General features: G+C 65.7%; 19 protein-coding genes. 6 read left to right on the top strand and 13 right to left on the bottom strand.

Annotated features, from left to right (window positions below; translation table 11 throughout):
• Positions 1-73: 73 nt before the first annotated feature.
• The 9 genes from OXS31_RS04785 to OXS31_RS04745 all read right to left on the bottom strand — a co-directional run bounded on the left by OXS31_RS04785 (position 74) and on the right by OXS31_RS04745 (position 11,838).
• Positions 74-1,099 carry a peptide ABC transporter ATP-binding protein gene (locus tag OXS31_RS04785; RefSeq protein ID WP_037007201.1) on the bottom strand — a complete coding sequence of 342 codons (1,026 nt, stop codon included), beginning with the start codon at positions 1,097-1,099 and terminating at the stop codon, positions 74-76.
• Positions 1,086-2,117, bottom strand: coding sequence for an ABC transporter ATP-binding protein (locus tag OXS31_RS04780; protein ID WP_007159551.1), 1,032 nt, complete (start codon positions 2,115-2,117; stop codon positions 1,086-1,088). Before OXS31_RS04780 ends, OXS31_RS04785 begins: the two co-directional genes overlap by 14 nt.
• Positions 2,114-3,025, bottom strand: a complete 912-nt coding sequence (locus OXS31_RS04775) for an ABC transporter permease subunit (protein ID WP_027602553.1) — start codon at positions 3,023-3,025, stop codon at positions 2,114-2,116. The genes OXS31_RS04780 and OXS31_RS04775 overlap by 4 nt, the downstream gene beginning before the upstream one ends.
• A gap of 22 nt (positions 3,026-3,047) precedes the next feature.
• The gene (locus tag OXS31_RS04770) at positions 3,048-4,058 is read right to left on the bottom strand and encodes an ABC transporter permease subunit (protein WP_007159549.1); all 1,011 of its coding nucleotides are present in this window, start codon (positions 4,056-4,058) and stop codon (positions 3,048-3,050) included.
• 360 nt (positions 4,059-4,418) lie between these two features.
• On the bottom strand, positions 4,419-5,837 hold the full coding sequence (locus OXS31_RS04765; RefSeq protein ID WP_267398139.1) for an OprD family outer membrane porin: 1,419 nt from the start codon (positions 5,835-5,837) through the stop codon (positions 4,419-4,421).
• Positions 5,838-5,981: 144 nt separating this feature from the next.
• The gene (locus tag OXS31_RS04760; protein WP_267398138.1) at positions 5,982-7,574 is read right to left on the bottom strand and encodes an ABC transporter substrate-binding protein; all 1,593 of its coding nucleotides are present in this window, start codon (positions 7,572-7,574) and stop codon (positions 5,982-5,984) included.
• Positions 7,575-7,616: 42 nt separating this feature from the next.
• The gene (locus tag OXS31_RS04755) at positions 7,617-9,215 is read right to left on the bottom strand and encodes an ABC transporter substrate-binding protein (protein ID WP_267398137.1); all 1,599 of its coding nucleotides are present in this window, start codon (positions 9,213-9,215) and stop codon (positions 7,617-7,619) included.
• 70 nt (positions 9,216-9,285) lie between these two features.
• Positions 9,286-10,884, bottom strand: coding sequence for an ABC transporter substrate-binding protein (locus OXS31_RS04750; protein ID WP_007159545.1), 1,599 nt, complete (start codon positions 10,882-10,884; stop codon positions 9,286-9,288).
• Between the two features lie 246 nt (positions 10,885-11,130).
• A complete protein-coding gene (locus tag OXS31_RS04745; protein ID WP_007159544.1) occupies positions 11,131-11,838 on the bottom strand; it encodes an SIMPL domain-containing protein in 708 nt (235 codons plus the stop codon).
• Positions 11,839-12,014: 176 nt separating this feature from the next.
• Between OXS31_RS04745 and OXS31_RS04740 the strand changes: the two genes are divergently transcribed.
• The 6 genes from OXS31_RS04740 to OXS31_RS04715 all read left to right on the top strand — a co-directional run bounded on the left by OXS31_RS04740 (position 12,015) and on the right by OXS31_RS04715 (position 18,833).
• Positions 12,015-13,274, top strand: a complete 1,260-nt coding sequence (locus tag OXS31_RS04740; protein WP_027602557.1) for an ATP-binding protein — start codon at positions 12,015-12,017, stop codon at positions 13,272-13,274.
• Positions 13,275-13,290: 16 nt separating this feature from the next.
• Positions 13,291-13,851 (top strand): response regulator transcription factor, encoded by a 561-nt coding sequence (locus OXS31_RS04735; RefSeq protein WP_007159542.1) that lies wholly within the window; start codon positions 13,291-13,293, stop codon positions 13,849-13,851.
• Between the two features lie 124 nt (positions 13,852-13,975).
• Positions 13,976-15,709 (top strand): ABC transporter ATP-binding protein/permease, encoded by a 1,734-nt coding sequence (locus tag OXS31_RS04730; protein WP_267398129.1) that lies wholly within the window; start codon positions 13,976-13,978, stop codon positions 15,707-15,709.
• 83 nt (positions 15,710-15,792) lie between these two features.
• Positions 15,793-16,545, top strand: a complete 753-nt coding sequence (locus OXS31_RS04725; protein WP_027597104.1) for a FadR/GntR family transcriptional regulator — start codon at positions 15,793-15,795, stop codon at positions 16,543-16,545.
• A gap of 133 nt (positions 16,546-16,678) precedes the next feature.
• Positions 16,679-17,590: a 5-dehydro-4-deoxyglucarate dehydratase gene (gene kdgD / locus OXS31_RS04720; protein WP_267398128.1), complete on the top strand. Its 912-nt coding sequence runs from the start codon at positions 16,679-16,681 to the stop codon at positions 17,588-17,590.
• A gap of 223 nt (positions 17,591-17,813) precedes the next feature.
• On the top strand, positions 17,814-18,833 hold the full coding sequence (locus tag OXS31_RS04715; protein WP_267398127.1) for an alginate lyase family protein: 1,020 nt from the start codon (positions 17,814-17,816) through the stop codon (positions 18,831-18,833).
• Between the two features lie 8 nt (positions 18,834-18,841).
• On the opposite strand, the gene OXS31_RS04710 is transcribed toward OXS31_RS04715, so the two are convergent.
• The 4 genes from OXS31_RS04710 to gatC form a co-directional block, all read right to left on the bottom strand.
• Positions 18,842-19,240, bottom strand: a complete 399-nt coding sequence (locus tag OXS31_RS04710) for a septal ring lytic transglycosylase RlpA family protein (RefSeq protein WP_115945906.1) — start codon at positions 19,238-19,240, stop codon at positions 18,842-18,844.
• Positions 19,241-19,329: 89 nt separating this feature from the next.
• Entirely contained in the window at positions 19,330-20,778 is a 1,449-nt protein-coding gene (gene gatB / locus OXS31_RS04705) for an Asp-tRNA(Asn)/Glu-tRNA(Gln) amidotransferase subunit GatB (protein ID WP_042136092.1), read from the bottom strand.
• A 14-nt stretch (positions 20,779-20,792) separates the two neighbouring features.
• On the bottom strand, positions 20,793-22,244 hold the full coding sequence (gene gatA / locus OXS31_RS04700; RefSeq protein ID WP_267398125.1) for an Asp-tRNA(Asn)/Glu-tRNA(Gln) amidotransferase subunit GatA: 1,452 nt from the start codon (positions 22,242-22,244) through the stop codon (positions 20,793-20,795).
• 8 nt (positions 22,245-22,252) lie between these two features.
• A complete protein-coding gene (gene gatC / locus OXS31_RS04695) occupies positions 22,253-22,540 on the bottom strand; it encodes an Asp-tRNA(Asn)/Glu-tRNA(Gln) amidotransferase subunit GatC (RefSeq protein WP_027597101.1) in 288 nt (95 codons plus the stop codon).
• Between the last annotated feature and the right edge of the window lie 96 nt (positions 22,541-22,636).

The raw sequence follows: 22,636 nt of genomic DNA, 5'->3' as shown, positions 1-22,636 counted from the left end.
GAGTTGCTGCTACGTACCAGCGTCAGTGAGTAGGTTGGATTGATCGCCAGCGAAGCCCAACGGCGCCGTTGGCCTACAGAAAGTTCTCCGCATAGTGGCAGGCCACCTGGCGGGCTTCCACGTTGCGCAGCGCCGGGACCTCGGTCTTGCACTTTTCCGTCGCATAGGGGCAGCGACGGTGGAAGACGCAACCGGGTGGCGGATCCAGCGGATTGGGCAGTTCGCCCTGGATGCGGATGCGCGGCTTGCTCGGATCCGGGTGCAGACTCGGGGTGGCCGACAGCAGCATCTGGGTATAGGGATGCAGGGGCCGCTCGAACAGCAGGTCGCGACTGGTCTTTTCGACGATGCAGCCCAGGTACATCACCATCACCTCGTCGGCGATGTGGCGCACCACCGAGAGATTGTGGGAGATGAACACATAGGCCGTGCGGTACTGCTGCTGCAGATCCATGAACAGGTTGAGCACCTGCGCCTGGATGGACACGTCCAGCGCCGAGGTCGGCTCGTCCGCCACCAGCACCTTGGGCTGCAGCATCATGGCGCGGGCCACGGCGATGCGCTGGCGCTGGCCGCCGGAGAACATGTGCGGATAGCGCTGGTAGTGCTCGGGCCGCAAGCCCACCTGCTGCATCATCGCCTGCACCTTCTCGCGCCTTTCGGTGCGCGACAGGCTGGTGTTGATCTGCAGCGGCTCGGCCAGCTGGTCGCCGATCTTGCGCCGCGGATTGAGCGAGGCGTAGGGATTCTGGAACACCATCTGCACCTCGCGGCGCAGTTCCTTGCGGCGGGCGGCGTCGGCCTGGGCCACGTCCTGGCCGCCGATGACCAGGCTGCCGGCGGTGGGCTGCTCGATCAGGGTCAGGGCGCGGGCCAGGGTGGACTTGCCACAGCCCGACTCACCCACCACGGCCAGGGTGCGCCCGGCCTGGAGGTCGAAGGAGACGCCGTTGAGCGCCTTGACCGTGGCGCTGTCCTTGAACAGCCCGCGGGAGATTTGATAGTGCTGGGTCAGGCCCTTGGCTTCGAGCACGAGGTGCTCGGGCGCCTGCTCCGGGGTGGTGGAGCGGGCGAGGACGGTGGCTTCAGACGGCGCCATGGCGATCCTCCGGCAACTGGCTGGGACGTTGATGTTCGGGCAGCACCTCGGGGGCTTCGCCCGGGGCGACGTTGCGCGGGAAGAAGCAGCGCACCGCACCGCGGTCATAGGGCTCCAGCGCCGGGCGCTCCTGGCAGCGCGGCTGCACATAGGGGCAGCGCGGACTGAGCAGGCAGCCGGCCGGCCGGTCATAGCGACCGGGGACGATACCGGGCAGGGTGTGCAGGCGATCCGTCTGGCTGTGCTCGGGAATGGCCGCCAGCAGGGCTTCGGTATAGGGGTGGGCGGGGGCGTCGAACAGCGTCGGCACCACGCCTTTCTCCACCGCCTGGCCAGCGTACATCACCACCACGCGCTGGGCGGTCTCGGCCACCACAGCGAGGTCGTGGGTGATGAGGATCAGGCCCATGCCCTCGTCGCGCTGCAGATTGACCAAGAGCTCCATGATCTGCGCCTGGATGGTCACGTCCAGGGCGGTGGTGGGTTCGTCGGCGATCAGCAGACGCGGCTCGGCGGCGATGGCCATGGCGATGGCGACGCGCTGGCTCATGCCCCCGGACAGCTGGTGCGGATAGGCGCCGAGACGGCTGGCCGCGGCCGGGATCTCGACCTTTTCCAGCAATTCCAGGGCGCGCTGGCGAGCGGCGCGACCCTTGAGGCCCAGATGCTGGCGGATCACCTCTTCCAGCTGGAAGCCCACGGTGTAGCTGGGGTTGAGCGCCGTCATCGGGTCCTGGAAGACCATCGACAGCTCCTTGCCGATCAGGTGGCGCCGGCGGCGACCCTTGAGGCTGAGCAGGTCCTGGCCGTCGAAGGCCAGGCGGTCGGCGGTGATGCGGCCGGGGTGATCGATCAGGCCCATCACGGCCATCATGGTCACCGACTTGCCGGAGCCGGATTCGCCGACGATGGCGACGATTTCGCCCTGATCCACCGTGAGATCGAGGCCTTCCACCACCGGCGGGGCGTCGGCGCCGCCGAAGCGCACCGAGAGGTTCTGGATTTCGAGGAGGCTCATGACTGCACCTTCAGACGCGGATCGAGGGCATCGCGCAGGCCGTCGCCCATCAGGTTGATGGCCAGCACGGTGAAGAGTATGGCGAGACCCGGCAGGGTCACCACCCACCAGGCGCGCTCGATGTAGTCACGGGCCGAGGCCAGCATGGTGCCCCACTCGGGAGTGGGCGGCTGCACGCCGAGGCCGAGGAAGCCCAGGGCGGCGGCATCGAGGATCGCCGAGGAAAAGCTCAGGGTGGCCTGGACGATCAGCGGCGCCATGCAGTTGGGCAGCACGCTGACGAACATCAGCCGCAGGGTGCCGGCGCCGGCCAGCCGCGAGGCGGTGACGTAGTCGCGGTGCAGTTCGCCCATCACCGCGGCGCGGGTCAGGCGCACATAGGACGGCAGCGAGACGATGGCGATGGCCACCACGGTGTTGATCAGGCCTGGGCCGAGGATGGCGACGATGGCCACGGCCAGCAGCAGCGAGGGCAGCGCCAGCATGATGTCCATCAGGCGCATGATCACCGGACCGGCGCGATTGGGCGAGAAGCCGGCGACCAGGCCGAGCAGGATGCCGGGGATCAGCGAGAAGACCACCGAGGCCAGGCCGATCAGCAGCGACAGCCGGGCGCCGTGGATCAGTCGGCTGAGCAGGTCACGCCCCAGCTCGTCGGTGCCCAGCGGGAACTGGCTGTTGCCGCCATCCAGCCATAGTGGCGGGGTGAGCATGAAGTCGCGGAATTGCTCGCTGGGCGCATGGGGGGCGACCCAGGGCGCGAAGAGCGCGCAGAACACCACGATGACCATGAAGATCAGCCCGCCGAGGGCGCCCTTGTTGCGGGCGAAGGCGTGCCAGAACTCCTTGAAGGGGGAGGGGTAGAGGGCGCTCGGGTCTTGAGCGGCCGGGGTATTTACCGTTGTCATAGGCTCTGTCCGTATGGGCGCATCAACGCTGGTGGCGGATGCGCGGATTGACCAGGCCGTAGAGGATGTCCACGACGAAATTGACCAGGATGACCAGGGTGGCGATCAGCAGGATGCCGTTCTGCACCACCGGGTAGTCCCGGGCGCCGATGGCCTCGATCAGCCACTTGCCGATGCCGGGCCAGGAAAAGATGGTCTCGGTGAGCACCGCGCCGGAGAGCAGGCTACCGACCTGCAGGCCGAGCACGGTCAGCACCGGGATCAGGGCGTTGCGCAGGGCGTGGACGAAGACCACCCGCTTGGGCGACAGGCCCTTGGCGCGAGCGGTGCGCACATAGTCTTCGCGCAGCACTTCGAGCATGGCCGAGCGGGTCATGCGCGCGATCACCGCCAGGGGAATGGTGCCCACCACGATGGCCGGCAGGATCAGGTGCTTGAGGGCATCGACGAAGGCGCCGGGCTCGTCGGAGAGCAGGGTGTCGATGAGCATGAAGCCGGTGCGCGGCGGGATGTCGTAGAGCAGGTCCAGGCGACCGGAGACCGGGGTCCAGCCGAGCTGCACCGAGAACAGCATGATCAGCAGCAGGCCCCACCAGAAGATCGGCATGGAGTAGCCGGTCAGGGCCACGCCCATCACCCCGTGGTCCACCGTGGAGCCGCGCCTGAGGGCGGCGATGATGCCGGCCAGCACGCCGAACACCGTGGCGAACAGCATGGCCGCCACCGAGAGTTCCAGGGTGGCCGGGAACAGGGTCAGGAATTCGTCCCAGACCCCGACGCGGCTGCGCAGGGATTCGCCGAGGTTGCCCTGGGCGAGATTGCCGATGTAGTCGAAATACTGCTGGTACAGGGGCTTGTCGAGGCCCAGGCGGTGCATGGCTTCGGCGTGCATCTGCGGATCGACGCGGCGTTCGCCCATCATGACTTCCACCGGATCGCCGGGGATGAGGCGGATCAGGGCGAAGGTCAGCAGGGTGACGCCAAAGAACGTCGGTATCAGCAGCCCGAAGCGACGGGCGATGAAGGCGAGCATCGGAGGGGGTATCTCCTCTTGAGGCTGATCAAGACGGCGCGAGTACGTGCCCGGCCGCGTTTTTAAGTGAAAGCCCGCTCAAAAGCCCGCAGGCTTTTGATCTGACTCTCAGACCTTGTGGGTCCGGATTCATCCCTGCGCGGACCGTCCTGGTCCGCGACGAACGAGACCTGCCAGCGGCAGGCTCGTTCGGTCCTACGAATAGGTTCGAAGAGCGCTCTGGGCCAGCGCTCCAAACCCGGCAGACTACCACGTTGCCACGGCCGTCGATATCCTCGACATGGCCAGGGCTTCGCCGGTGTTCGCGACGCGATCCCGGCGAGATGCCGGGCGCTGCACGAAATCCGCCGGGTTTCGTCATCACAGCAGGTTGAACGGCAGGGTGGAGACCAGGCGCAGCTCCTTGACGTTGCCGTCGACCTGGTTCTGGCTGGCGCGGTGATCGGTCAGCAGCAGGCGGAAGCGACTGTCCTTGAGCGTGCCCTGCTGCACCTTGTAGGTGGTGACCAGGCCGATCTCGTGGTGCTTCTCGCCATCCTGCTGCAGGACCTCGGCATAGTTGGCGTACTTGCCGGCGCCGGCGTCGTAGTGGGTGCCGTCGATGTCCCAACCCTTGGCGTACCAGACGCCGGTGCTCAGGCCAGGCACGCCGAAGTAGCTCCAGTCGGTTTCGTAGCGGATCTGCAGCGACTTCTCGTTGGGGCCGTTGTAGTCCGAGACCAGGGAGTTGGCCAGGTAGATGGCCGCGGTCTCGTGGGCGTAGTCGAAGTACTCGTTGCCGTCGATCTGCTGGTAGGCCAGGGTCAGGCTGTGGGCCTGGTGGCTGCCGGTGAACGCCAGGCTCCAGGCGGTGTTGTCGATGTCGCCGGCCTTGGCGCTGCCGGCGTCGACGGTGCGATAGGCGTTGGCCACCGCCTTCCAGGCAAAGGTGTCGAGCGAGCCGCCGGCCTGGGTCACGCTCAGGAAGTACTGGTTCCAGACGTCTTCGAAGTTGGCGCCGTAGACGCTGACTTCCCAGCCCTGGGGCAGCTTGTAGTTGCCACCGAGAAAGCTCAGGCGGTCGGCGGTGACCTCGCGGGTGCCGTACTCGGTGGTCCACTTCTCGTCGCCGGCACCGGTCCGCGGACTGACCCGGGTGAAGCTGCCACCCTGCAGCGAGAGGTTGTCCCATTCATCGCTGGTCAGGGCGAAGCCGTCGAAGCCGGAGGGGAAGGGCCGGTTGTCGTTGTAGCTGATCACCGGGGTGTCGAGCATGAAACGACCGATCTTGAGTTCGGTGTTGGAGACGCGGAAGCGCGCGTCGGCGATGCCCAGCTTGGACCACTCGGCATGGCCCTCGCCCTCGGCGTTGGCCAGGGTGCGGTTGCCGCCGCCACCGATCTGCCCCTTGCCCCGCTCCAGGTTGGTGGCCTGATAGCCGGCCACGTCGATGCCGAAACCCACCGGGCCCTGGGTGTAGCCGGAGCTGTACTTGAGCGCCGTGGCCTGGACCCAGGTATTGCGCGAGTGGGTGCGCACCCGGGTGCCGTTCTTGGTGTAGCTGAAGATCGGATCGGAGCTGGTCTCGCGGGCGAAGAAGTTGCGCGTGGTCAGGGTCAGGCTGTCGTCGGCGAAGAAGCCCTTGGCGCCTTCCTGGCCCTTCACCGGCTTCTGCACGTTGGGCAGGGTCTGGACCTCGTTGGCGTAGCTGGGATCTTCCGGCGCCGGGGACTGGGCGTGGGCGGTCAGGGCCAGGGTGAGTAGCGAGAGGGCGAGGCCTCCACGGTGGATGTTGGTCATCAACTGTGCTCCAAAGCGGTCGTTTTTCTGTTTTTTTGGGCGTTTCCGGCACGACCGAACCCGTCGCGCCGAAACACGGCGCGAGGTGGGATAGGTCGAGGGGCGGGCCGCCCGGGCCCGGTCGCTTACGGCATCAGGTGCCGATCAGTCGAGGGTCACCGTGGAGAAGTCGTAGACCCCCAGCGGACTCTGCACATAGCCCTGCACCTTGGGTTGCAGGACGTCGGTGAACAGCGGATGCGCCAGCGGAATCCAGGGCATCTGCTGGTGGAAGATCTGCTGGGCCTGTTCGTAGAGGGCGGTACGCTGAGCCGGGTCGTTGATGCGCTTGGCCTTTTCGATGGCGTCGTTGAAGGCCTTGTCGCACCAGAAGGCGCGGTTCTCGCCGCCCTGCACCGCGGCGCAGCTCAGGTTGTTGGTGAGGAAGTTGTCCGGGTCCCCGTTGTCGCCGGTCCAGCTCATCATCATCAGGTCGTGCTCGCCGGCCTTGGTGCGCTTGACGAATTCGCCCCACTCGAACTGGGTGATCTCGGCCTTGATGCCGATCTTGGCGAGGTCGCCCTGGATCAGCTGGGCCACCAGCGCCGGACTGCCGCCCGGGCCGGTGCCGGTGCTGATGTAGTACTTGAGGGTGAAGCCATCGGGATAGCCGGCTTCCTTGAGCAGCGCCTTGGCCTTCTCCACGTCATGGGGCCAGGGCTTGATGTCCTTGGCGTAGCCCAGCAGCGAAGAGGGATAGGGATTGATCGCCGCCTTGGCGCCGCCTTCGCCGAACACCGTCTTCAGGTAGTTCTGCTGATCGAAGGCCATGGCGATGGCCTGGCGCACCCGCACGTCGCTCAGCGCCTTGTGCTTGGTGTTCATCGCCAGGTAGGAGGTGGTCTGGCTTTCCACCTGGGCCAGCTTGAGGCTCTTGTCATGCTTGAGCATCGGCACGTCCTGCGGCTTGACCGTCAGGCCGATCTGGCACTCGTTGTTGCGCACCCGCTGGATGCGCACATTGGGATCCAGGGTCACCGCCAGCACCAGGCCGTCCATCTGCGGCTTCTTGCCGAAGTAGTCCGGATTGACCTTGTAGCGGGTGTTGGAATCCTTGGCATAACGCTGGAAGACGAAGGGACCGGTGCCGATGGGCTTCTGGTTGATGTCGTCGGTCTTCTTGCTGGCCAGCAGGCTGTCGGCGTATTCCTTGGACAGGATCGAGCCGAAGGCCATGGCCAGGTCGGCGAGGAAGGGCGCCTCGGGCTGGTTGAGGGTGAAGCGCACGTGGCTGTCGTCCACCTTGTCGATGGACTTGATCAGGGTGCCCATCTCCATGGCGGCGGCATAGGGATAGCCGCTCGGGGAGAGGTTGTACCAGGGATTGTTCTTGTCGAGCATGCGCTCGAAGCTGAACACCACGTCGTCGGCGTTGAAATCGCGCGTGGGCTTGAAGTAGTCGGTGGTGTGGAATTTCACCCCCTGGCGCAGGGTGAAGGTGTACTGCAGGCCATCCGGGGAGACCTCCCAGCTTTCGGCCAGGCCCGGCTCCAGCTCGGCGGTACCCTGCTTGAATTCCACCAGGCGGTTGTACAGCGGGGTGGCCGAGGCGTTGAAGGTATAGCCGGAGGTGTAGCGACCCGGATCGAAGCCTTCCGGATTGGCCTCGGTGCAGACCACCAGGGGGCGTGCCAGGGCGGCATTGGCCGTCAGGCAGAGGAGGGCGGCGAGAGACAGCGAGAATAGCGGTTTGGACACGGAAGGCTCCTCGTGAAGGCCCGCGAGGCGGGCCGGACAGGGTCAGCGGTCGAGGCTTACGCCATAGAAACCGGTGACGCCGAAGGGGTTGATCTTGAAGCCCTGCACTTCTTTGCGCATGGGCTGGGACACCACCGAGTGGGCCATGGGGCTCACCGGCATCTGCTGGCGAATGAGCTGTTGCGCCTGCTCGTAGAGACGGGTGCGTTCGGCGCGATCGTTGCTGGTCTTGGCCTTCTGGATGAGGGCGTCGTAGCTCTTGTCGCACCAGCGTGCATAGTTGCTGCCGCCGATGGCGCTGCAGCCATAGAGCACGCCCAGCCAGTTGTCGGGATCGCCGTTGTCGCCGGTCCAGCCATAGGTCAGCACATCGTGTTCGCCGGCCTTGGCTCTCTTGATGTACTCACCCCATTCGTAGCTGACGATCTTGGCCTTGATGCCGACCTTGGCCCAATCCTGCTGGATCATCTGCGCCGACTGGCGGGCGTTGGGGTTGGAGGCGCGCTGCACCGTCATGGCCCAGAGCGCGATCTCGGTGCCGTCCTTGATCCCCGCCTGCTTGAGCAGGGCCTTGGCCTTTTCCGGATCGTAGGGCGCGCCCTTGATGTTCTTGTCGTAGGACCACTGATTCGGCGGGATCACGTTCTGCGCGACCTGGCCGGCGCCCTGGAACACGGTGTCGACGATGGCCTGCTTGTTGATGGCCATGTCCAGGGCACGCCGCACCTCGGGCTTGTCCAGCGGCGGATGCTGGACGTTGTAGGCGAGGAAGCCGACGTTGAAGCCCGGCTGCTGCAGCACCTTGAGCTGCGGATCCTGCTTCATCTCCACCAGGTCCGCCGGACGCGCATAGCCGCTCACCTGGCATTCGTTGGCCTTGAGCTTCTGCAGGCGGGTGGCGGCGTCGGGGGTGATGGCGAAGATCAGGTTGTCGAGCTTGACGTCCTCGGGCTTCCAGTAGTCCGGATTGCCCTTGAAGCGGATCACCGCATCCTTCTGGTAGCGGCTGAAGACGAAGGGGCCGGTGCCGATGGGCTGCTGGTTGAGCAGCTCGGGCTTGCCCGCCTTGAGCAACTGCGCGGCGTACTCCGCCGACTGGATGGAGGCGAAGCTCATGGCCAGGTCGGCGGCAAAGGCGGCGTCGACCTTGTTCAGGGTAAAGACCACGGTGTGGTCGTCGACCTTTTCCACCTTGGCGATGTTCTGGTCCAGCCCCATATCGGTGAAGTAGGGGAATTCCGTGGGATAGGCCTTACGGAACGGCTGCTCCTTGTCGAGCATGCGCTGGAAGGTGAAGACCACGTCGTCGGCAGTGAAGTCGCGCGTGGGCTTGAAGTAGTCGGTGGTATGGAATTTCACGCCCTGGCGCAGGTGGAAGGTATAGGTCTTGCCATCCGCGCTCACGTCCCATTGGGTCGCCAGGCCCGGCTCGAGGGTGGTGCCGCCACGCTGGAACTGCACCAGGCGGTTGAAGACCGTTTCGGCCGAGGCATCGAATTCGGTGCCCGAGGTGTATTGCGCCGGATCGAAACCGGCCGGGCTGGCTTCCGAGCAATAGACGAGGTTGCTCGCCGCCTGGGCGAGCGGAGCACAGGCGAGCAGGCTCGCCGCCAGCAACGAGTAGGCGTAGGGAAGGCGCATGGGTCTCACTCCATCAGTCAAATGAACGGCCAGGGTCGGGAGTCTAGCTCCCGACCCTGGCCAAGAGGCTTCACTTGCTGACGCTGACGCCGTAGAACTCGTTCAACCCGAAGGGGCTGATCTTGTAGTCCTGGACTTCCTTGCGCATCGGCATGTAGACCGTGGAGTGCGCGATGGGCGTCATGGGTACCTGCTGCTTGAGCACCTGCTGGGCCTGTTCGTAGAGCTTGGTGCGCTCGCCCTGGTCGGTCACGCGCTTGGCCTTGACCACCAGGTCCTCGAACGGCTGGTAGCACCAGCGGGAGAAGTTGTTGCCACCGATGGCCTTGCAGCCGAAGAGGGTCGCCAGCCAGTTGTCCGGGTCGCCGTTGTCGCCGCTCCAGCCGATCAGCATGATGTCCTGCTCGCCGCTCTTGGAACGCTTGATGTACTCGCCCCATTCGTAGCTGACGATCTTGGTCTTGACGCCGATCTTGGCCCAATCCTGCTGCAGCATCTCCGCCATCAAGCGCGCATTGGGGTTGTAGGGACGCTGCACCGGCATGGCCCAGAGGGTGAGCTCGGTGCCTTCCTTGAAGCCGGCTTCCTTGAGCAGGGCCTTGGCCTTTTCCGGATCGTAGGGCGCGTCCTTGATGGATTTGTCATAGGACCACTGGGTCGGCGGCATGCTGTTGACGGCTACCTGGCCGGCGCCCTGGTAGACGGCGTTGATGATGGCTTCCTTGTTGACCGCCATGTCCATCGCCTGGCGTACCTTGAGCTTGGCCAGCTCGCCGTGCTCGACGTTGTAGGAGATGTAGCCCAGGTTGAAGCCCGGCTGCGACGGCAGCTTGAGATTCGGGTCCTTCTTCAGCCCGTCCAGGTCCGCCGGACGCGGATAGACGGTGATCTGGCACTCGCCGGCCTTGAGCTTCTGCATCCGCACCGAAGGATCGGTGTTGATGGAGAAGATCAGGTTGTCCACCTTGGGTCCATCGACCTTGTCCCAGTAGTCCGGGTTGGCCTTGTAACGGATCACAGCATCCTTCTGGTAGCGGCTGAAGACGAAGGGACCGGTGCCGATCGGCTTCTGGTTGATCTCGGCCGCTTTGCCGGCCTTGAGCAGCTTGTCGGCGTATTCGGCCGACTGGATCGACGGGAAGGGCATCGCCAGATTCTGCAGGAAGGCGGCGTCCACTTCGTTGAGGGTCATGCGCACCGTGTAGTCGTCGACCTTTTCCACCTTGGCGATGTTCTGGTCGAGGCCCATGTCGGTGAAGTAGGGGAATTCGGTGGGGTAGGCCTTACGGAACGGATTGTTCTTGTCCAGCATGCGCTGGAAGGTGAACAGGACGTCATCGGCATTGAATTCGCGGGTCGGCTTGAAGTAGTCCGTGGTGTGGAATTTCACGCCCTTGCGCAGGTGGAAGGTGTAGACCTTGCCGTCTTCGCTGATGTCCCAGCTTTCCGCCAGACCCGGCTTGACCTGGGTACCGCCGCGCTCGAACTGGGTCAGCTTGTTGAAGATGGTTTCCGCCGACGCATCGAAGTCGGTGCCGGTGGTGTATTGCGCCGGATCGAAGCCGGCCGGGCTGCCTTCGGAGCAGAACACCAGGTTGGTCGCCTGGGCCAGGGGTGCGCCGGCCAGCAGACCGGAAGCGAAGAGGGCAGCGAGTACGTTCTTGTGCATGGAGACCTCATGTCGGGGACGGCGCAACACGATGTGGCGTTGCGAAACAGAATGCCGATGTCTTGTGGACAGATGAGCCCACATGCACAGCCTGTGCCCATGTCCATAGCTCAGGCGAGCTATTGACCACAGGCGACCCAAACACAAAACAGATGTCGCAAAGATGTAAGACAAGGTGTCGCGGCAGGAAGTCGGTGCGCACCAAAAGTGCGCACCGAAACAGCGTTGTTACTTTTCTGCACTAGATCAGGGCATCTGTACTTCGATGGTACCGCCCGCGGTCACTTCGACGGTGGTGGTGCCGGGGGCGACATCCGGGGTCACGGCATCGCTGGCGGCCTTCATCGCCGACATGCGCAGCATCGGCAGCGGCTGGGGTACGCCGCTGGTACCCAGGTCCAGGCTGACGATGCGATAGCCCGAGCCACCCAGGGCTTCGGTGGCCAGCTGGGCGCGCGCCTTGAAGGCGGCCACGGCGTCCTTGAACAGGGCATCCTCCTGCTGCTTGCGGGTGCCATCGGCGATGGTGAATTGCAGGTTGCCCATCTTCAGGCTGCCCAGCAGTTCGCCGGTCAACTTGGACAGGGCGGCGAAGTCGGCGCTTTCCAGGCGCAGTTCACCGCGCTCGCGCCAGGCGTTGATGGCGCGGCCCTGGTCTTCATAGACCGGATAGGTGTTGCGATTGCCCAGGGAAACGTCCACCCCCTTGACCTTGCGCGCCTGCTCCAGGGCGGCGTTGAGGGTCTTGGTGGTGTCGCTGGCCAGGGCCGCCGGATCCTGGCCCTGGCTTTCGGTGTAGAGCATGACCTGCATGCGGTCGCGCGGGACCTCGCGGCTGACCTCGGCCCTCAGGCTGATCTGGTTGTAGCGCGGCTCATCGGCCTGGACGCCGGTGGCGAGCAGGGTGCTGAACAGCGCGGCGCCCAGCACGAGCGGGCGTAGGGGAAAGGTCATGGTGTTCTCCTGATTGGCAGTCCGAAAGCGGTGTGACCGCGGACCTGGCGGATGGTGCGTCGCTTTGCCGCGTCGGCGGCTGCGGGCGGATACCCATCGCTATAATGCCAAGTCTGCTCTGACCGGCAGCCCCGCGGGGCTGTCGTCTCGATCGTTTCTTGCGCCTGGAACCTCGCATGTTCTCCTTGCCTGTTCAATGGTTGTCCGCCAATCGCCAGAATCTCGGGCGCCTGGTCATCATCCGCGTGCTGGTGCTGGCCGCGCAGGCCGGCTCGGTGGGCATCGCCCGGCTGTCGGGCATCGTCCAGCTGCCCTGGACGGCCCTGGCCATCACCCTGGGCGTCTCGGCCGTACTCTGCCTGTTCGCCGCCCTGCGGCTGACCCGCCCCTGGCCGGTCACCGAGCAGGAATACGCCGCCCACCTGGGCTGCGACCTGGCCATCCACAGTGCCCTGCTGTATTTCGCCGGCGGTCCGACCAACCCCTTCGCCTCCTATTACCTGGTGCCCCTGACCATCGCCGCGGCCACGCTGCCCTGGCTCTATACCCTGGTCCTGGCGGCCCTGACCCTGGCGGTCTTCTCGCTGATGCTGCTGTCCTACGAGCCGTTGCACCTGCTGGTGGCCAACGACGGCGCGGTGCTCAGCTACGGCATGTGGCTGAGCTTCGCCCTGTCCGCCGCGGTCATCACCCTGTTCGTCGCGCGCATGGCCACCGCCCTGCGCGAGCAGGAGAGCCTGCAGGCCCAGCGCCGCGAACAGGCCATGCGCGATCAGCAGTTGCTGGCCGTGGCCACCCAGGCCGCCGGTGCTGCCCACGAGCTGAGCACGCCGCTGTCCACCATGAGCGTGCTGCTCAAGGAGCTGCAGCAGGAGCACGCCGGTCAGCCGACCCTGAGCGAGGACCTGGCGCTGTTGCAGGCCCAGGTCGGCCAGTGCAAGCAGACCCTGCAGCAACTGGTGCGCGCGGCCGAAGCGGACCGCCGCCAGACGGTGCAGGAGCAGACCGCCGTGGAGTGGCTGGAGGCGACCATGGATCGCTGGCACCTGATGCGACCGGAAGCCACCTACAGCTTCGAGGTGGTCAGTCTGGGCACGCCACCGCGCCTGACGCCGCCGGTCGAACTTACCCAGGCACTGCTGAATCTACTCAACAATGCCGCCGATGCCTGCCCGGAAAACCTGGCCATCCGTCTGCACTGGGATGCGCGCGAGCTGTGCCTGTCGATCCGCGATCACGGTGCCGGCGTACCCCTGGCCATCGCCGAACAGCTCGGCAAGCCCTTCTTCACCACCAAGGGCAAGGGCTTCGGACTGGGCCTGTTTCTCAGCCAGGCCAGCGTCACCCGCGCCGGCGGCACGGTGAAGCTCTACAATCACGAAGAAGGCGGCACCCTGACCGAATTGCGCCTGCCGCGGCACTACGCCCTGGCGTGAATGCCTGGAGAATTCTATGACTGACGACCTCAACAGCGGTTTCGACGACCAGCCCCACATCCTGCTGGTCGACGACGATCCCACCTTTACCCGGGTGATGGCCCGCGCCATGGATCGCCGCGGCCTGCGCGTGTCCATCGCCGACAGCGCCGAGGAAGGCCTGCAACTGGCCAAGGAAGACCTGCCCGACTACGCCGTGCTCGACCTCAAGATGGAAGGGGACTCGGGGCTGGTCCTGCTGCCCCAGTTGCTGGAGCTGCACCCGGAGATGCGCGTGGTGATCCTCACCGGCTATTCCAGCATCGCCACCGCGGTGGAGGCCATCAAGCGCGGCGCCACCAACTACCTGTGCAAGCCGGCGGATGCCGATGACGTCCTGGCCGGCCTGCTCGCCCAGCACGCCGATCTCGACACCCTGGTGCCGGACAATCCCATGTCGGTGGATCGCCTGCAGTGGGAGCACATCCAGCGGGTACTGTCCGAGCACGAAGGCAACATCTCGGCGACCGCGCGGGCGCTGGGCATGCACCGCCGTACCCTGCAGCGCAAGCTGCAGAAGCGCCCGGTGCGCCGCTGAGGGCTGGCATCGCCCACGATCGCCGTGGGCGACAAACTGTTACATTGTTTCAGTCAGAATTTGTTCAGGCTTTCCGGCATAGGCTGTGCAGGCGTCTCGTTGAGCAGTCCTTGAGAGTCCGAGCATGTCCGAATCCGCCGTACCCGTGCCCTCCGTCTACGGGGCTTCCCGTGGGCATTTCCTGGCCCGCGTCTGGGCTTTGATCACTCCCTACTGGCGCAGTGAAGAGAAAGGCAAGGCCTGGCTCCTGCTGTCCGTGGTCATCGCCCTGTCGCTGGCCGGGGTCGGCCTGTCGGTGGCCCTGAACACCTGGTATCGCTACTTCTACGACGCCCTGCAGAATCGCGATCTGGCCGCCTTCATCCGGCTGATGCTGTACTTCTGCGGGCTGGCCGCCACCGCCATCCTGCTGGCCGTGTACCGGCTTTACCTCACTCAGGCGCTGACCATCAACTGGCGGCGCTGGCTGACCGAAAAGCACTTCGGCCTCTGGCTGTCCGACCGCAACTACTACCAGCTGGAACGCGAAGGCGGCGCCGACAACCCCGACCAGCGCCTCACCGAAGACATCCGCGACTTCGCCGAAACCACCCTGAGCCTCGGGCTGGGCTTCATCCGCACCGTGGTCAGCCTGGTGTCCTTCAGCGTCATCCTGTTCGGCATCTCCGGCGACATCACCCTGTTCGGCATCACCATCCCGGCCTACATGTTCTGGGCGGCCCTGATCTACGCCACCGTCGGCACCTGGCTGACCCATCTGATCGGCCGTCGGCTGATCGGTCTCTACAACCAGCAGCAACGCTATGAAGCCGACCTGCGCTTCGGCCTGATCCGCGTCCGCGAGAAGGCCGAGAGCGTGGCGCTGTTCCGCGGTGAGGCCAACGAGCACCGCCGTCTGCTGGATCGCTTCGGCTACGTCTGGGGCAACTACCACCTGGTGATGAACTACACCAAGCGGCTGACCTTCTTTACCGCTGGCTACAGCCAGATCGCCATCATCGCCGGCTTCGTCCTGGCGGCGCCGCGCTATTTCTCCGGCAAGATCCAGCTGGGCGATCTGATGCAGATCAACTCGGCCTTCGGCAATGTCCAGGAAAGTCTCAGCTGGTTCGTCGACGCCTACGTCAGCCTGGCCGGCTGGCGCGCCGTGTCCGATCGTCTGCTGACCTTTCGCGAGACCATGGCCGAATTCAGCCAGGAGACCGACATCCTGGTGCCCCATGCCAGTAGCAGCGACCTGGTCCTGGAAGGTCTTTCCCTGGGTGCCGCCGGCCGGTTGCTGCTGCATCCCACCGATCTGCGTATCGCCCGTGGCGAACACCTGCTGATCGAAGGCGCCTCGGGCAGTGGCAAGAGCACCCTGCTGCGGGCCCTGGCCGGACTCTGGCGGCAAGGGCAGGGCGGGATCGGCGTCCCGCCGGGGCGTCAGCTGTTCCTACCGCAACAACCCTATCTGCCCATCGGCACCCTGCGCGAAGCCCTGGCCTATCCGCAGCCGGCGGATGCCTATTCCAACGAGCGGCTGGCCGAGGTGCTGCAGCAGTGCCGTCTCGATCACCTGCGCGAGCACCTGGATGAAGCCCGCCACTGGGAACGCACCCTGTCGCCCGGCGAGCAGCAGCGGGTAGCCCTGGCGCGGGCGCTGCTCTACGCCCCCGACTGGCTGTTTCTCGACGAAGCCAGCTCGGCGCTCAGCGAAGCGGACGAGCGTGCGCTCTATGAGCGTCTGCTGGCGGAAAATCCGGGTCTCACCCTGGTCAGTGTCGGCCATCGTCCGAGCCTGCGCGCCTACCATCGCCGCCACCTGCTGCTGGAGGGCCAAGAACTGCGTCCTAGAGCGGTTGGCGAGGGTCTCTGATATGGACTAAGCGGTCTAAATCGGGCGTTTTCGGGAAGGGGGGTGCTATGATTCCAGAGTCCCTTCAATCGGTACGAGAATCCATGTCAGCAGCTACCGTATCCCGCCCCCGAAAAAGACCCCGCAGCCTGGCAGAAGAGGTCGTCGGAGTGCTTATTCAGCAGATCGGCGACGGCCAATTCCAGCCTGGCGACAAGCTCCCCACCGAGTCGGCCATCATGCAGGCCCAGGGCGTGAGTCGCACCGTGGTGCGCGAGGCCATTTCCCGGCTGCAGGCCGGGGGTTACGTGGAAACGCGCCACGGCATCGGCACCTTCGTGCTGGAGCGGCGCCCCGAGTCGCCATTGCCGATCGATCCGGCCACCATCACCACCCTCAAGGACGTCCTGGCGATGCTCGAATTGCGCATCAGCCTGGAAGTCGAGGCCGCCGGCCTGGCCGCCCAGCGCCGCTCGGCCGAGCAACTGCAGGCCATGTGGGCGCTGCTGGAAGCCATGCGCACCGGCGTCGAGCAGCCCGATCGCGCGGTGAGCGCGGATCTGGAATTGCACCTGCTGATCGCCAGTTCCACCGGCAATCGCTATTTCAGCGACATCATGAGCTACCTGGGCACGGTGCTGATTCCGCGCACCCGGCTCAATTCCGCCTATCTCGCCCACGACGACCAGCAGCTCTATCAGAAGCGGCTGGATGCCGAGCACGAAGCCATTGTCCAGGCCATCGAAGACGGCAACCTCGAGGCGGCTCGTTCGGCCATGCGCCTGCACCTGAGCAACAGTCGCGAGCGGCTCAGACGCGCCCATGAAGAAATGGAACGCCAGGCGGAAGAGGTCTGAAGCAGGGCTTTGACGTCGCGATAGGCATTTTTCTGGTTGGGGCTTGCCCCTTCCACAAAGGAGGTTGTACGATGACTTACAACGGGTAGCGGACCTGCCGCACCCCCGTCCAACCTATGCCGAGGCACTCAAGATGACTCCACAAGAACTCAAACACGTCCTCTCTTCCGGTCTGCTGTCCTTTCCGCTGACCGACTTCGATGCCAACGGCGACTTCCGCCCCGACACCTATGCCAAGCGCCTGGAGTGGCTGGCCCCCTACGGTGCGACCGCACTGTTCGCCGCTGGCGGCACCGGTGAATTCTTCTCGCTGGAAGCCAGCGAATACAGCGGCATCATCAAGACCGCGGTGGACACCTGCCAGGGCAGTGTGCCGATTCTCGCCGGTGTCGGTGGCTCCACCCGCCAGGCCATCGCCTATGCCCAGGAGGCCGAGCGGCTGGGCGCCATGGGTCTGCTGCTGCTGCCGCACTACCTGACCGAAGCCAGCCAGGACGGCGTGGCCGCCCATGTCGAAGCCGTCTGCAAGTCGGTCAAGATCGGCGTGGTGGTCTACAACCGCAACGTCTGCCGCCTGCAGCCCCATCACCTGGAGCAACTGGCCGAGCGCTGCCCGAACCTGATCGGCTACAAGGACGGCCTGGGTGACATCGAACTCATGGTCGCCATTCGCCGCCGCCTGGGCGATCGCTTCAGCTACCTGGGTGGCCTGCCCACCGCGGAAGTCTATGCCGCCGCCTACAAGGCGCTGGGCGTGCCGGTCTATTCCTCGGCCGTGTTCAACTTCATTCCCAAGACCGCCGTGCAGTTCTACGAAGCTATCGCCCGTGACGATCACCAGGCGGTCGGCAAGCTGATCGACGACTTCTTCCTGCCGTACCTGGAAATCCGCAACCGTTGCGCCGGCTACGCCGTCAGCATCGTCAAGGCGGGCGCCCGCATCGCCGGCTACGACGCCGGTCCCGTGCGCACCCCGCTGACGGATCTCAAGCAGGACGAGTACGAAAAGCTCGCTGCCCTGATGGACAAGCTCGGTCCCCAGTAAGATCCGCTTTTCGAGAGGGGCTCCGGCGCCTCTCCCCCCGTTGCACAACCCGCGGCCAGTCGCTTGGTCGCGGGCTTTTTTTTGGCCGGTTTTCCTGGCGGCTGGCAGGACGCCAGCGTCAGAGGCTACCCTGGGCGCCTGACTTAAGGCGTTGCTAAGGCGCGGGTGCCAGGCTGGGGGATACCAGCCCAGTCGTGCTACCGCCAGCCAGGGGATTCCCGCCATGAGCGCTGCCTTGCTGTATCTCGCCCTGGCCGCAGCACCCGGGCATTCGACCTGCCTGGCCGCGACGCCACCCTCGGCCGCGGCGCTGGCACTGGCGGTCAGCCGGCCTCCGGCGCCGGAGCCCCAGGCGCTGCCGGTGATCCATACCGCGGGGACCCTGCCGCACACCGGCATCCACGATCAATCCGCCGCGGCGGTGCGCGACTTCGGCTACATGCTCGATCTGGCGCTGGCCTGGCGGGACAGTCGCGATGCCGCGGCCCTGGCACGTCTGGCCCGCTATCTCGATGCCTGGCTGCCAGGGTATCGGCCCAGCTTCCAGCCCATCGACGAAACCAACCTGGGCGGTCTCATCCTCGCTTATCGGCTGACCGCGGCGGACCTGCCCCTGGCCACGGCCCAGCGCACCCGCGCGTTCATCGAGACCCTGGCCGAGGGCTATCTGCAGCAGATGGAGGCGCATCGTGGGGATGCCCGTGGCGTCTGGAGCAACAACTGGCAGAGTCACAGGATCAAGCTGGCGACCCTGGCGGCGGGTGCCCTGGATGACCCGGCGCTGTTCGCCCGGGCGCGGGCGGCCTTCGTGGCGCAGCTGTCGGTCAATCTCAAGCCCGATGGCGAGGTGCTGGACTTCGGCGAGCGCGATGCCCTGCACTATGTCGTCTACGACCTCGAACCCCTGGTGCTGGCGGCGGCGGTGGCCCAGGAGCGCGGCGAGGACTGGCTGCACTTGCGGGGTCGAGACGGTCAGACCCTGGCCAGGGCGCTCGACTGGCTGCTGCCCTATGCGCAAGGCCAGCGCAGTCATGAGGAATTCCGCAAGACGACAGTACATTTCGATGTGCAACGCGCCGAGGCCGGTCTGCCCGGCTATGCGGGGCGCTGGGATCCGCAGAACGCCAGAAACCTGTACTGGTCGGCCAGTCTGCTCGATCCGCGCTATGCCTCCATCGCCCGACAGCTCGCCGCGGCGCCGCCACGGCTGCTGTGGGCCTTTGCCCCGGCCTGTCAGGGCTAGCGCCCCTATCAGTCGAGGCTGCGGATGCTGACCCGGGAGGTCCCGTCGGCCACCATGTCGAGACGATCGGCCGCACTGCGCGACAGGTCGATCAGCCGGCGGCGGACCGTCGGCCCTCGATCGTTGATGCGCACCACCACGCTGCGACCATTGGCCAGGTTGGTGACCTGGACCCGGGTGCCGAAGGGCAGGGTGCGATGGGCCGCGGTCAGGGCCCCGGGATCGTATTTCTCGCCACTGGCGGTGCGGCGCCCGGCGTGCCACTTGGAGTAGAAGGACGCCATGCCGGTGTCCTGATAGTCATGGGCAGCACTGGAGGACAGCGTGGGCGGGAAGCTTTCATGACTGGCGCAACCGGCGAACAGCAGGACCAGCGACAGCAGTCCGGCACGGTGGATCCGATGCATCTCGATGCCTCCTGGCAAAACGACCGGCAGCAGCTTAAGGGGTCGGAGCGGGACTGTCAGCCCCGCTCCGTTACCCCGTGCGACCGCCGTCAGCCTTCCAGTTTCTGCTTGAGCAGCTGGTTGACCTGGCCGGGGTTGGCCTTGCCCTTGGAGGCCTTCATGGCCTGGCCGACGAAGAAGCCGAACATCTTGCCGCGCTTGGCTTCGTCGCTGGCGCGGTATTGCTCGACCTGGGCGGCGTTGGCCGCCAGGACCTCGTCCAGCATGGCCTCGATGGCGCCGCTGTCGGTAACCTGCTTGAGGCCCTTGGCTTCGATGATGGCGTCGGCACTCGCGCCTTCGCCGGCGGCCAGCGCCTCGAACACCATCTTGGCGATCTTGCCGGAGATGGTGTCGTCCTTGATGCGCAGAATCAGGCCGCCCAGCTGGGCCGCGCTCACCGGCGCCTGGGCGATGTCCAGGTCCTGCTTGTTGAGCAGGCTCGACAATTCGCCCATCACCCAGTTGGCGGCCAGCTTGGCGTCGCCGCTCACCCGCTGGACTTCCTCGAAGTAGTCGGCCAGTTCGCGGCTGGCGGACAGCACGCTGGCGTCGTAGACCGACAGCCCGTACTCGCTCTGGAAGCGATCGCGCTTCTCGGTCGGCAGCTCGGGCAGCTGGCTGCGCACCTCGGCCAGGAAGGCCGGCTCGATCACCACCGGCAAGAGGTCGGGGCAGGGGAAGTAACGGTAGTCGTTGGCTTCTTCCTTGCTCCGCATGGAGCGGGTCTCGTCCTTGTTGGGATCGTACAGGCGGGTTTCCTGCACCACGGTGCCGCCGTCCTCGATCAATTCGATCTGGCGCTGGACCTCGTGGTTGATGGCCTTCTCGATGAAGCGGAAGGAGTTGACGTTCTTGATCTCGGCGCGGGTGCCGAAGGCTTCCTGGCCCTTGGGGCGTACCGAGACGTTGCAGTCGCAACGCAGCGAACCCTCGGCCATGTTGCCGTCGCAGATGCCCAGGTAGCGCACCAGGGCATGGATGGCCTTCACATAGGCCACGGCTTCCTTGGCGCTGCGGATGTCCGGCTCGGAGACGATCTCCAGCAGCGGCGTGCCGGCGCGGTTCAGGTCGATGCCGCTCATGCCGTGGAAGTCTTCGTGCAGGCTCTTGCCGGCGTCTTCTTCCAGGTGCGCGCGGGTGATGCCGATGCGCTTGACGGTGCCGTCTTCCAGGGTGATGTCCAGGTGGCCCTTGCCGACGATGGGATGATCCATCTGGCTGGTCTGGTAGCCTTTGGGCAGGTCCGGGTAGAAGTAGTTCTTGCGCGCGAAGACGTTGCGTTCGGCGATCTCGGCGTCGATGGCCAGACCGAACTTGCAGGCCATGCGCACCGCTTCGGCGTTGAGCACCGGCAGGGTGCCGGGCATGCCCAGGTCGACCAGGCTGGCGTGGGCATTGGGCTCGGCGCCGAAACTGGTGGCGCTTCCGGAGAAAATCTTCGATTGGGTGCTGAGCTGAGCGTGAATCTCAAGCCCGATCACGGTTTCCCATTGCATGTCTCTATCCTTCCTCAGAAGCCGCTCGGCGCCTGGCGATGCCAGTCGCTGACCTGCTGGTACTGGTGGGCGACGTTGAGTAGCCGGCCTTCCTGGAAATAGTTGCCGAGCAGCTGCACGCCCACCGGCAGGCCGTCGACGAAGCCGGCCGGCATCGACAGGCCGGGGATGCCGGCGAGGTTGGCGGCGATGGTGTAGAGGTCTTCGAGATAGGCGGAGACCGGATCGTTGCTCTTCTCGCCGAGTTTCCAGGCCAGGTTCGGCGTGGTCGGGCCGAGAATGACGTCGACCTCGGCGAAGGCCGCGACGAAGTCGTTCTTGATCAGCCGGCGGATGCGCTGGGCCTTGAGGTAGTAGGCGTCGTAGTAGCCGGCCGACAGGGCATAGGTGCCGACCATGATGCGGCGCTTCACTTCCGCACCGAAGCCTTCGCCACGGGATCTCTTGTAGAGATCTTCCAGGTTGACCGGATTCTCGCAGCGATAGCCGAAGCGCACGCCGTCGAAGCGCGACAGGTTGGAGCTGGCCTCGGCCGGGGCGATGACGTAATAGGCCGGAATCGCGTGCTGCAGGGTGGGCAGCGAGATGTCCTTGACGGTGGCGCCGAGCTTCTTCAGCTCCTCGACCACGGCCAGTACCTTGTCACCGATGCGGGCGTCCAGGCCGGCACCGAAGTATTCCCGCGGCAGGCCGATGCGCAGGCCGCTCAGCGGCTGCTGCAGGGCAGCCTGGTAGTCGTCCACCGGCTGGTCGACGCTGGTGGAGTCCTTGGGGTCGAAACCGGCCATGGCCTGCAGCAGCAGGGCGCAGTCTTCGGCGGTGCGCGCCAGGGGACCGCCCTGGTCGAGGCTGGAAGCGTAGGCGATCATGCCCCAGCGCGAGACGCGGCCGTAGGTGGGCTTGATGCCGGTGAGGTTGGTCAGGGCCGCCGGCTGGCGGATTGAGCCGCCGGTGTCGGTGCCGGTGGCGGCCGGCAGCAGGCGCGCGGCCACGGCCGCGGCGGAACCACCGGAGGAACCGCCCGGGACCCGGGTCAGGTCCCAGGGATTCTTCACCGGGCCGTAGTGGCTGGACTCGTTGGCCGAACCCATGGCGAATTCGTCCATGTTCAGCTTGCCCAAGGAGACGGTACCGGCCGCGGCCAGGCGCTCCACCACGGTGGCGTCATAGGGTGCCTTGAAGCCGGTGAGGATCTTCGAACCGCAGCTGGTGAGCACCCCCTGGGTGCAGAACAGATCCTTGTGGGCGAGGGGCGCACCGAGCAGGGCGCCATGTTCGCCAGCGGCGCGTCGGGCGTCGGCGGCCCGCGCCTGGGCCAGGGCCGCGTCGGCGGTCACGGTGATGAAGCTGTTGAGCTGGGGGTCGAGCTGCTCGACCCGCTGTAGCAGGCCGCGGGTCAGTTCCTCGGCGGAAAAATCCTTCGCGGCCAGGGCGGCGGCGATTTCGGTCAGGGTCAGCTGATGCATGTCGTGTCTCACTCGATCACCTTGGGGACCAGGTACAGGCCGGCTTCCACGGCCGGGGCGATGGCCTGGTAGGCCTCGCGCCGGTCGCCTTCGGTGGCCTGGTCGGGGCGCAGACGCTGGGTGGCTTCCAGCGGGTGGGCGAGGGGATCGATACCCGTGGTGTCCACGGCCTGCATCTGGTCGACGAGGCCGAGGATGTCGTTGAGGGTGGCGGTGGTAGCGGCGAGATCCGCTTCATCGAGACCCAGGCGGGCCAGGTGAGCGATCTTTTCGACGTCGGTGCGTTCGAGCGCCATCGGCTTCTCCAAGCAGGAAGGCGGCGTGACCCGGTCGGTGGCCGCGTATGCTGGAGACGGGCTGGGCGGGTCGGGCGCCGCGTTGAACAGGGGCTT

The organism is Pseudomonas sp. GM_Psu_1, assembly GCF_026544185.1.
Classification (GTDB): domain Bacteria; phylum Pseudomonadota; class Gammaproteobacteria; order Pseudomonadales; family Pseudomonadaceae; genus Chryseomonas; species Chryseomonas oryzihabitans.
The sequence above is the reverse complement of the archived record's forward strand: the minus strand, read 5'-3'. Positions and strand labels throughout refer to the sequence as shown.

What these genes read in the sequence shown, in the direction of transcription:
- gatB (WP_042136092.1), bottom strand. Translation starts at nt 20,778, where the DNA reads ATGCAATGGGAAACCGTGATCGGGCTTGAGATTCACGCTCAGCTCAGC.
- OXS31_RS04785 (WP_037007201.1), bottom strand. Translation starts at nt 1,099, where the DNA reads ATGGCGCCGTCTGAAGCCACCGTCCTCGCCCGCTCCACCACCCCGGAG.
- OXS31_RS04715 (WP_267398127.1), top strand. Translation starts at nt 17,814, where the DNA reads ATGAGCGCTGCCTTGCTGTATCTCGCCCTGGCCGCAGCACCCGGGCAT.
- OXS31_RS04710 (WP_115945906.1), bottom strand. Translation starts at nt 19,240, where the DNA reads ATGCATCGGATCCACCGTGCCGGACTGCTGTCGCTGGTCCTGCTGTTC.
- OXS31_RS04745 (WP_007159544.1), bottom strand. Translation starts at nt 11,838, where the DNA reads ATGACCTTTCCCCTACGCCCGCTCGTGCTGGGCGCCGCGCTGTTCAGC.
- OXS31_RS04735 (WP_007159542.1), top strand. Translation starts at nt 13,291, where the DNA reads ATGACTGACGACCTCAACAGCGGTTTCGACGACCAGCCCCACATCCTG.
- OXS31_RS04750 (WP_007159545.1), bottom strand. Translation starts at nt 10,884, where the DNA reads ATGCACAAGAACGTACTCGCTGCCCTCTTCGCTTCCGGTCTGCTGGCC.
- OXS31_RS04765 (WP_267398139.1), bottom strand. Translation starts at nt 5,837, where the DNA reads ATGACCAACATCCACCGTGGAGGCCTCGCCCTCTCGCTACTCACCCTG.
- OXS31_RS04725 (WP_027597104.1), top strand. Translation starts at nt 15,793, where the DNA reads ATGTCAGCAGCTACCGTATCCCGCCCCCGAAAAAGACCCCGCAGCCTG.
- gatA (WP_267398125.1), bottom strand. Translation starts at nt 22,244, where the DNA reads ATGCATCAGCTGACCCTGACCGAAATCGCCGCCGCCCTGGCCGCGAAG.
- OXS31_RS04755 (WP_267398137.1), bottom strand. Translation starts at nt 9,215, where the DNA reads ATGCGCCTTCCCTACGCCTACTCGTTGCTGGCGGCGAGCCTGCTCGCC.
- gatC (WP_027597101.1), bottom strand. Translation starts at nt 22,540, where the DNA reads ATGGCGCTCGAACGCACCGACGTCGAAAAGATCGCTCACCTGGCCCGC.
- OXS31_RS04770 (WP_007159549.1), bottom strand. Translation starts at nt 4,058, where the DNA reads ATGCTCGCCTTCATCGCCCGTCGCTTCGGGCTGCTGATACCGACGTTC.
- OXS31_RS04740 (WP_027602557.1), top strand. Translation starts at nt 12,015, where the DNA reads ATGTTCTCCTTGCCTGTTCAATGGTTGTCCGCCAATCGCCAGAATCTC.
- OXS31_RS04775 (WP_027602553.1), bottom strand. Translation starts at nt 3,025, where the DNA reads ATGACAACGGTAAATACCCCGGCCGCTCAAGACCCGAGCGCCCTCTAC.
- OXS31_RS04780 (WP_007159551.1), bottom strand. Translation starts at nt 2,117, where the DNA reads ATGAGCCTCCTCGAAATCCAGAACCTCTCGGTGCGCTTCGGCGGCGCC.
- kdgD (WP_267398128.1), top strand. Translation starts at nt 16,679, where the DNA reads ATGACTCCACAAGAACTCAAACACGTCCTCTCTTCCGGTCTGCTGTCC.
- OXS31_RS04730 (WP_267398129.1), top strand. Translation starts at nt 13,976, where the DNA reads ATGTCCGAATCCGCCGTACCCGTGCCCTCCGTCTACGGGGCTTCCCGT.